Here is an 8,657-nt window from a genome sequence, read left to right as displayed (position 1 = left end):
ATCTTGTCCTTCGGCGCCCGGCCGATATGCGTCTCGATGGCGTCGGCGAGTTCCAACGTGCGCTCGAACGGGCGCTTTTCGCGGCGCGCCTCGATCATGCGGGCAATGCGTCCGGCATGGCGCTCCTCGCCGAGGAAGCCGAAGATGCGGGCAAGATCGCCCGGCTTGAAGGAATTGACGACGTCGGCGGCGCTGAGGCCCGATTGCGCCATGCGCATGTCGAGCGGCCCGTCGGCGCGGAACGAAAACCCGCGCTCCGCCTGGTCGAGCTGCATCGAGGACACGCCGATGTCGAGCACGATCCCGTCGGCGCTCTCGACATGTTCGTCCAGCGTCGAGAACGGCGCCTGCACCAGCCGCAGCCGACCACCCGACTGCACTTCAAGATCGCGCCCGGCCGCAATGGCATCCGGATCGCGGTCGATCGCCACCACGGAGGCGCCTGTCGCCAGAATGGCCCTGGTGTAGCCGCCGGCGCCAAACGTGCCGTCGATGATGAGGTCGCCCTGCGCCGGCGCCAGTGCTTCGAGCACTTCGGCAAGGAGGACCGGAATGTGGCGGGCCGATCCGCCAACGGCGTGCCCATCTACGGCGCGAGGAAGGTCATCGCCGTGGCCTGCCGTCATTCCGGTCGCTCCCCAGGCTTCGTCCCCTGCCGAAGCTGCAAAAGCCGTGCCCGCGCCTGCGCCCCATAGGCGGCAAGCCGTCCCGGCTCCCAGATCTGAAAGAAATTGCCGCGCCCGACAAAGGCCACTTCCGCCGAGATGCCGGTGTGTTCGCGAAGGAAATCGCTCATCGTGATGCGGCCATCCTGGTCGAGTTTCAAGAAGGTTCCGTCGCCATGGCAGAAGAACGACATATCGTCCGCCGTCTGCAGGAAGGGATCCTCGAGCGCTATGCGCTGCTCGTAGCGGTCGAGCAGGTCGAGCCCGCCGACATCCATCGCCGGCAGGTCCAGGCAGCGCAGCGCATAGAGTTCCGAATAGCCGCGCTTCTGCACGACGGCACGGAAATGCGCGGGAACGGACACCCGCCCCTTCGCATCGATCCTGCTCACCGTGTTTGACAGAAACCGGTCCATTAAACGCTACAGCCGCTTGCGCCGCCGCACCCCTCTGCATCTTGTCGCACGCGCCGCCGCAGCGCGTTCCCTGCCCCGTATCAGCCTCGTCCGCACAGGCAAAAACCGGCAAACGCGCAGCCGTCGCGGCTGCCCGATTGGCGTACGCTTTACCCTGACACGGAACGAAGGCTTTGATGTCTGGATGGGATATCATGGGGCACTATGGGCGTCAACGGGAATAGGCTTCACAAACGCGCGCGCCGCGACCAATGAGAGCAGCCGTGACGACACGTCTCGTCTTTATGGTCTATTAAGCCTAACGAAGCGTTTAGAGCCGCCTGGCCCAACTGGACGCGCCTTGCCGCGAGCCGCTGCCGGGCATAGCGTCTCGCCACATCCAGCCGGTCACCAACAGGGTCTGAAATTTGATGTCTGAAACAGCAAAGTCACGCGCTGCAGCGCTTCCTCACCTGCGACGCAGCGCGCTTGCCATGGGCGATTCCATTCCCCTGCCGCTGACCATGGCCGCCATCTTTCATGCGCCCGGCGACGCCACCGGCTTCAACCAGTACGGGCGATTCAGCAACCCGACCTGGGACGCGGTCGAGCATATGCTGGCCCATCTGGAGGACGCGCCCTGCGTCGCGTTCCCTTCCGGAATGGCGGCAATCTCGGCGGCGTTTTTTGCCGTGCTCAAGGCCGGCGACCGTATCCTGCTGCCATCGGACGGCTATCACACGACACGAGCGCTGGCCGAGCGCTTCCTCAAGCCGCTCGGCATCACCTATGATGTCAGGCCGACTTCGACCTTCCTCGATGGCGGCTTCGATGGCTATCGGCTGGCATTTGTCGAAACCCCTGCCAATCCGGGGCTGGATATCTGCGATATCGCCGCCGTTGCCGATGCTGTCCACAAAGCCGGCGCGATCCTTGTGGTCGACAACACGACCATGACCCCTTTCGGCCAACGACCGCTCGACCACGGCGCCGATATCGTCGTTGCCGCCGACACCAAGGCACCCAATGGCCATGCCGACGTGCTGTTCGGCCATGTCGCCAGTCGCAATGCCGATATCATCGCCGCCGTGACCGGCTGGCGCGAAGTTTCCGGCAGCATTCCCGGTCCGTTCGAAGCCTGGCTGGTGCACCGCGGCCTGGAGACACTGGATGTGCGCTTCGATCGCATGTGTTCCTCGGCGGAAGTCATCGCGCGGCGGCTGCAGGGCCACAAGGCAATCAGTGGCCTGCGTTATCCCGGGCTGGAAGGCGACCCTTCGCACAACCTAGCCCGCGCCCAGATGGAGCGCTTCGGCTTTCTCATCTCGTTCGAACTCGCCTCGGAAGACAAAGCCGAGGACTTCATCAACAATTGTGCCCTGATGCAGGCCGCGACATCCTTCGGCGGCGTCCACACCTCCGCCGAGCGGCGCCTGAAGCGAGGCGATGCGGTCTCCGCCGGTTTCGTCCGCCTGTCGGTCGGCTGCGAGCCGGTGGAAGAGCTCTGGAAAGCGATCGAGACGTCGCTGGACGGGATCAGCGGCTCCCGGCTCGGATGAACGGCCGGACAGGCTTGAATCAACAGGCGCGCCCCAGGGGCGCAACCTGCTGATTTCAAGAGATTTCTCTTGATATCGGGGGAGAGAAATTGCCAGCTGGCCTGTAAGCCGGGTTCTGTATGGCCCTCGTCCCTTGCGAGGCGAGAACGTGGCGGCCATTCATCTTGGGCGCATGTTGCCATGCGCCTCACGCAACCTACCCGGACGGTGAGCCGGAAACAGCCCTCGAGGGTTTCCCCTCGCACCGTCCCTATTCGGTCTTGCTCCCGGTGGGGTTTACCGTGCCGCTCCTGTTGCCAGTCGCGCGGTGGGCTCTTACCCCACCCTTTCACCCTTGCCCCGAATCCGGCAAGCCGGATCGTGGCGGTTTGCTTTCTGTGGCACTTTCCCTGGGGTCGCCCCCGCCGGCCATTAACCGGCACCGTGTTTCCATGGAGCCCGGACTTTCCTCACCCACGACCTTTCGGCGTTTGCGGGTGCGGCCGCCCAGCCAGCTGGCAGAGCGTATAAAGGGGTTCACGCCCGAAAACGCAAACGAAAAAGCTGACTTATGCGGGCGATCCAAGCGCAGCCATCTGCACCTTGACCTTGCCGCAATAGGCTGCCGACACGGGGTTCATCCGCGTTGCGGCGTGTCCGGCATTGTATTTCAGAATGGTGCCGCAGGTCGTGCCGCCACCGAGGCTCCGTGCCATGGCAAGGTATTTCATGCCGTATTTGATGTTGGTGTCGGGATCGAACAGGCCCTTGGCGGAGCCGCTATAGCCCATCATCCGAGCCGTGGCCGGCTTGATCTGCATCAGGCCGATCTCGCCGGCGCTGCCGACGATGTTGGGCCGGTAGTTGCTCTCGATCTTGATGACCGCCGAGGCGAGCGACACCGGCACGCCTTCGATCGCCGCATAGCGGGCAACGATTGCGGAATACTGGCCGCTGCTCGCCACCGCGGCCGTCGACTCCGCCGCGTTCCTGAGGCCGATCGATGCCGTTCTCGTCATGTCGACGGTCTTGCGGCCGCGCTTCGTCTGCCTTTTGGCGATGGACTTCTTCGCTTTGGACCAGCTTGCCTTTTCCGCTTTGGCGGAAGCCCGCTTCGTCTCCGCTTTGGCGGATGCCTGCTTTGTCGCCTTGGCGTCGTGGCCTGCCTTGCCGCTTTTTGCGGATACCACGGGAAACCCTTGATCGGCCCGCGGGCTGAATGACGCTGCATGCGCCGCACTGAAGGCAAAAGTCATTACGCCGGCAGCAAGAGCTGCCGTTAAAACGGTAAATTTCTGCATGTGATCCTGTTCTGTCTGAACCGCGCGAAGATGTTCACGCAGCAACGCCTAACCAACGTCGGAACAACCCGGGGGGCTTGGGGTCCGACATCTACACGTCAGCCGTTTGACGCCCGAATTGGTGTCAAACAAGGCCAGGCAAGTCACTTTGAGTGACAGCCTGTAACTTAAGGATTGGAAAGAATTGCTTGGGAGAGGTCTCCCGGGGATTAGCGCTTCACGGAAGCAAGCAGCCTTTGCAGCGTCCGCAGCGTCGAGCCGTCGGCAACGCCGTCCACCTTGCGCGGCCGGAAATGCCGTTGGAAGGCTTCGACCACCGCCTCCGTCTGCCGGTCCAAAACGCCGGATATTTCAACGCCATAGCCGTAGAGCGCCAGCATCGACTGCAACGCTTCGACATCGCCGCCGGTGTCGCCGGTTGTCAGAGTGGCGCCTCGCCTGACGGGCGCGGCCGTAACGAGATGGCCGACACCGGCCTCGAATAGCGTCCGCCACGGAAACTTCTCGCCGGGATCGATTTTGCGCCCCGGCGCAACATCGGAATGCGCGAGTACCCGCTCGGCGGCGATCGAATGCCGACCGGCGATCCCCCGGCACAGCCCGATCACGGCATCGATCTGCCGCCGGGGAAAACCGGGATAGCCCAGCGAATGCCCCGGATTGACGATCTCGATGCCGACGGAACAGGAATTGATGTCGGCGCATCCGAACCACGAACTCTTGCCGGCATGCCAGGCGCGGTCGCTTTCCCTGACCATCTGCACGATATGGCCATTCTCGTGGACCAGATAATGCGACGAGACCTCGCTGGCCGGATCGCAAAGCCAGGCCTCGGCCCCGGCGCCGGTCGCCATGCCGGTGTAGTGCAGCACGATCATGTCGGGCCTGGGTGTCTCGCGCCGCGGGCCGAAATTCGGCGATACCCTGACTTCGGCACGTGGCTCGTCGGGCAGAAAGCCGCTCATGCGTGGCGCAGGCCCCGCTCGATCATCTCGTAGGCGGCATTGATCGCCGCCACCCTGGTGGTCGCGATCTTGATGAATTCCTGAGGCAGGCCGCGCGCAATCAGCCGATCCGGATGATTGTCGGAAACCAGCTTGCGATAGCGTTTCCTGACCTCTTCGAACGGCTTGCCGCGCTCGATGCCCAGCACGACATAGGGATCCCCGGCGCCGAGATTGACGTGCCGGGCCATGATGGCTTCGTAATGCACTTCGTCGATGCGGAAAATCTCGGCGATGCGGTGCAGGAAATGGCCTTCGCGCTCGTGCACCAGCCCGTCGGCCTTGGCGATATGGAACAGACCGTCGAGTATGTCTTCAAGCATCACGCAGTTGGAATGCCCCGAACCGCACATCTGCGCCATCCGCTCGGCATAGGTTTCGAAACCGGCCACGTCGCGCTGGGCGAGATCGAACAGCCGCGCCACATTGCGCGTCTCCTTCGGCGGCACTTCGAATATCTCCTGGAAGGCGCGCACCTCGTCCTGGGTGACGATGCCATCGGCCTTGGCCATCTTGGCCGACAGCGCGATCATCGCCACCGAAAAGGCGACACGCCGGCGCAAATCCGCATCGCCGGAGAAAACCGTGCGCACAGCCTCGACAACGTCGGCGACACCCGACGAGGTTGAGGATGAAACGCGGGTGATGAACTCGCCGAGGCGATCCCAAATCGACATGGCCTGCTTCTTAGAGCCACCGCTCCCTCCTATCAAGCCGGGACAGTGCCGCAGGCTTTGCGCGACAAATCGATCCGGCGCGCGAGAGGGATTGGCCCACGGCGCCCGGACGACATGAGAAAGGCCGGCGCGAGCCGGCCTTCCTCATTCATCACAAGAAGTACTGCTTGCTCACTACTGCGCGGGCGCAGGAGCTGGTGTTGCCGGAGCCGGCTCGGCGGGCTTCTCGGGTGTGATGCTCTTCGTGGTCGAATTATCCGTTGCCGGAGGCGTCGCGGCCGGCGGCGTGGCTTCCGGGGTGGCCGGCTTCATCGGTTCCTCGGCGGCCGGCGGGTTGGTGCTCTGGGTGGTGGTGTTGTCCGTACCGCTGTCACTGCAGGCGGCGACGCCAAGCAAAGCCAAACCGGAAACGGACGCGAGAATGAGCTTTTTCATTTGTCTCTCCTTCAACACACGCTCACGTTGCCGTGAGCGGTCGAAGGACAAATGCGTCAGCCGGCCATGAGTTTCGTAACGTTGCGTTTCCGCATGTAACATCGTCTGGTTCATTTGCGATTGCCGCCCAGGCCGTAGCGAACTAACAGCATGTGCCGAAACACCGATCGAACAGAAGAGCGCCAGGGGCTGTCATGACCGAAAAATGGGATTTCTGGATCGACCGCGGCGGCACATTCACCGATATCATCGGCCGAGATCCGGAAGGCGGGCTGCACCCGCGCAAGCTTCTCTCCGAAAATCCCGAAGCCTATAACGATGCCGCCATCCAGGGCATTCGCGACCTTCTTGGCTTGTCGGCCGGCGACACGATCCCGAGCGGCCTGATCGGCGACATCAAGATGGGCACCACGGTCGCCACAAATGCGCTGCTGGAGCGCAAGGGCGACCGCGTGCTTTTGCTCATCACCAAGGGCTTCCGCGATGCGCTGAAGATCGCCTACCAGGCACGCCCGGACATCTTCGCCAAGGAGATCATCCTTCCCGAACAACTCTACGAGCGCGTCATCGAAATCAACGAGCGTGTGCGCGCCGATGGCTGCGTCGAACAATTGCTCGATATCGCCGCCTGCCGGCCGGCGATCGAACAGGCCAGGGCCGATGGCATCGATGCGGTCGCCATCGTCTTCATGCACGCCTGGAAATACCCCGACCACGAGAAGGCCGTGGCGAAAGTCTGCCGCAAACTCGGTTTCAGCCAGGTCTCGGTCAGCCATGAGGTCTCGCCGCTGATCAAGCTGGTCGGCCGCGGCGACACCGCGGTGGTCGACGCCTATTTGTCGCCGATCCTGTCGCGCTATGTGCAAAGGGTGGCGGGAGAGTTGGGTGCGGCGCCAAGCTCCCCCCTTGTGGGGGAGAGCGATCAATCCCCCCGCCTGATGTTCATGATGTCGTCGGGCGGTCTCACCGCCGCCGACATGTTCCAGGGCAAGGACGCACTGCTGTCAGGACCAGCCGGCGGTGTCGTCGGCATGGTCGAGACGGCCAGGCTCGCCGGCTTCGACAAGGTCATCGGTTTCGACATGGGCGGCACCTCGACCGACGTCGCTCACTATGACGGCGAATATGAGCGCGCCTTCGACACCGAGGTCGCCGGCGTGCGCATCCGCGCGCCGATGATGCGCATCCATACCGTCGCCGCCGGCGGCGGCTCGATCCTGCACTACGAGGCCGGCCGCTTCCGGGCCGGGCCGGATTCGGCTGGCGCCAATCCCGGCCCGGCAGCCTACCGGCGCGGCGGCCCGCTCGCCGTCACCGACGCCAATGTGATGCTGGGCAAGCTGCAGCCCGATTTCTTCCCGGCCATTTTCGGACCCGGCCAGGACGAGCCGCTCGACGTCGAGACGGTACGGGCAAAATTCGCCGCACTCGCCGCCGAAATCGGCGATGGCCGGTCGCCCGAGACTGTCGCCGAGGGCTTCGTCACTATCGCCGTCGAAAACATGGCCAATGCCATCAAGAAGATCTCCGTGCAGCGCGGCTACGACGTCACCGAATATCTCTTGAACTGTTTTGGCGGCGCCGGCGGCCAGCACGCTTGCCTGGTCGCCGATGCGCTCGGCATGGAAGCGGTGCTGATCCATCCCTTCTCAGGTCTTCTGTCGGCCTATGGCATCGGCCTGTCCTCGGTCTTTGCCTCGCGCCAGCAGGCGCTGCTGAAACCGCTTGCCGAAGAGTCCAGAACGGAGATCGGCAACCTCATTGCCACCTTGAGGAAAGCCGTTGTCGCAGAACTCGCGGCGCAAGGCATCGGCGAGGATACGGTCGCCACGAAGTCGGTGCTGCACATTCGCTACGACGGCACCGACACGACACTGCCGGTGAATTTCGAGGCGGATTCGATTTTCCAGGCCAGGCGCGATTTTGAAATCGCCCACAAGGCGCAGTTCGGTTTCGTCTATGACGACAAGCCGATGATCGTCGAGACCGTCGGCGTCGAAGGCACCGACACCGGCGGCACTGGGCGCGACGAAACTGAATCGCGAACCGAAGACCTTGCCGTAAGCCCTTCACAGACCCGCGAAATCTTCACCGAGGGAGAGTGGCGCACTTCACCCATCTTCCGCCGCGAGGCGCTGAAGCCGGGAAACAGGGTTGCGGGACCTGCCTTGATTATCGAGCCGAACCAGACAATCGTCATCGAGCCGGGCTGGCTGGCCGAAATCACCGCCAGGAACCATGTGCTCCTGCGCCGCGTCGAGAAAAAGCGCCGGCAGGCAGCGCTCGGCACCGAGGCCGATCCGGTCATGCTGGAGGTTTTCAACAACCTCTTCATGTCGATCGCCGAGCAGATGGGCGTCACGCTGCAGAACACCGCCTATTCCGTCAACATCAAGGAACGGCTGGATTTTTCCTGCGCCGTCTTCGACCGGACCGGCGCGCTGGTCGCCAATGCGCCGCACATGCCGGTACATCTCGGCTCGATGGACCGCTCGGTCGAAACCATCATCCGGCTGAATTCCGGCGACATCCACCCCGGCGACGTCTTTGCCCTCAACGCACCCTACAATGGCGGCACGCATCTGCCGGACATCACTGTCGTGACGCCGGTCTTCGATGATGCCAAGGAAAGAATCCTGTTC

General features: G+C 63.4%; 8 protein-coding genes and 1 other RNA gene. 2 read left to right on the top strand and 7 right to left on the bottom strand.

Annotated features, from left to right (window positions below; genetic code table 11):
• On the bottom strand, window positions 1-626 hold a 626-nt coding region (gene rsmH, locus EN932_RS21675), incomplete at its 3' end, for a 16S rRNA (cytosine(1402)-N(4))-methyltransferase RsmH (protein ID WP_128369061.1).
• Window positions 623-1,081, bottom strand: coding sequence for a division/cell wall cluster transcriptional repressor MraZ (mraZ, locus tag EN932_RS21670; RefSeq protein ID WP_013530948.1), 459 nt, complete (start codon window positions 1,079-1,081; stop codon window positions 623-625). The genes rsmH and mraZ, both read right to left, overlap by 4 nt.
• A gap of 410 nt (window positions 1,082-1,491) precedes the next feature.
• Between mraZ and EN932_RS21665 the strand changes: the two genes are divergently transcribed.
• Complete coding sequence (locus EN932_RS21665; RefSeq protein WP_127385611.1) at window positions 1,492-2,619, top strand: cystathionine gamma-lyase; 1,128 nt, start codon at window positions 1,492-1,494, stop codon at window positions 2,617-2,619.
• Window positions 2,620-2,707: 88 nt separating this feature from the next.
• Here EN932_RS21665 and rnpB read toward each other — a convergent pair.
• From rnpB to EN932_RS21640, 5 genes are all read right to left on the bottom strand, one after another.
• Window positions 2,708-3,117: RNase P RNA component class A (gene rnpB / locus EN932_RS21660), an RNA gene on the bottom strand.
• A gap of 50 nt (window positions 3,118-3,167) precedes the next feature.
• The gene (locus EN932_RS21655; RefSeq protein WP_127368883.1) at window positions 3,168-3,899 is read right to left on the bottom strand and encodes a transglycosylase SLT domain-containing protein; all 732 of its coding nucleotides are present in this window, start codon (window positions 3,897-3,899) and stop codon (window positions 3,168-3,170) included.
• Between the two features lie 209 nt (window positions 3,900-4,108).
• Entirely contained in the window at window positions 4,109-4,864 is a 756-nt protein-coding gene (locus EN932_RS21650) for an N-acetylmuramoyl-L-alanine amidase (RefSeq protein WP_127368884.1), read from the bottom strand.
• Complete coding sequence (locus tag EN932_RS21645) at window positions 4,861-5,580, bottom strand: DnaJ family molecular chaperone (RefSeq protein WP_027160641.1); 720 nt, start codon at window positions 5,578-5,580, stop codon at window positions 4,861-4,863. The genes EN932_RS21650 and EN932_RS21645 overlap by 4 nt, the downstream gene beginning before the upstream one ends.
• A 174-nt stretch (window positions 5,581-5,754) precedes the next feature.
• On the bottom strand, window positions 5,755-6,129 hold the full coding sequence (locus EN932_RS21640) for a hypothetical protein (protein WP_244514312.1): 375 nt from the start codon (window positions 6,127-6,129) through the stop codon (window positions 5,755-5,757).
• 80 nt (window positions 6,130-6,209) lie between these two features.
• Between EN932_RS21640 and EN932_RS21635 the strand changes: the two genes are divergently transcribed.
• Window positions 6,210-8,657: hydantoinase/oxoprolinase family protein (locus EN932_RS21635; protein ID WP_128369060.1), on the top strand; the 2,448-nt coding region annotated here is incomplete at its 3' end.

The organism is Mesorhizobium sp. M7A.F.Ca.US.002.01.1.1 (assembly GCF_004022955.1).
In the GTDB taxonomy this organism is placed as follows: Bacteria; Pseudomonadota; Alphaproteobacteria; order Rhizobiales; family Rhizobiaceae; genus Mesorhizobium; species Mesorhizobium ciceri.
This window is presented reverse-complemented; position numbering and strand designations above follow the sequence as displayed.

Bases quoted from the DNA above. Each gene is read 5' to 3' on its own strand.
- mraZ (WP_013530948.1), bottom strand. From the start codon at position 1,081: ATGGACCGGTTTCTGTCAAACACGGTGAGCAGGATCGATGCGAAGGGG.
- EN932_RS21665 (WP_127385611.1), top strand. From the start codon at position 1,492: ATGTCTGAAACAGCAAAGTCACGCGCTGCAGCGCTTCCTCACCTGCGA.
- EN932_RS21655 (WP_127368883.1), bottom strand. From the start codon at position 3,899: ATGCAGAAATTTACCGTTTTAACGGCAGCTCTTGCTGCCGGCGTAATG.
- EN932_RS21650 (WP_127368884.1), bottom strand. From the start codon at position 4,864: ATGAGCGGCTTTCTGCCCGACGAGCCACGTGCCGAAGTCAGGGTATCG.
- EN932_RS21645 (WP_027160641.1), bottom strand. From the start codon at position 5,580: ATGTCGATTTGGGATCGCCTCGGCGAGTTCATCACCCGCGTTTCATCC.
- EN932_RS21640 (WP_244514312.1), bottom strand. From the start codon at position 6,129: ATGAACCAGACGATGTTACATGCGGAAACGCAACGTTACGAAACTCAT.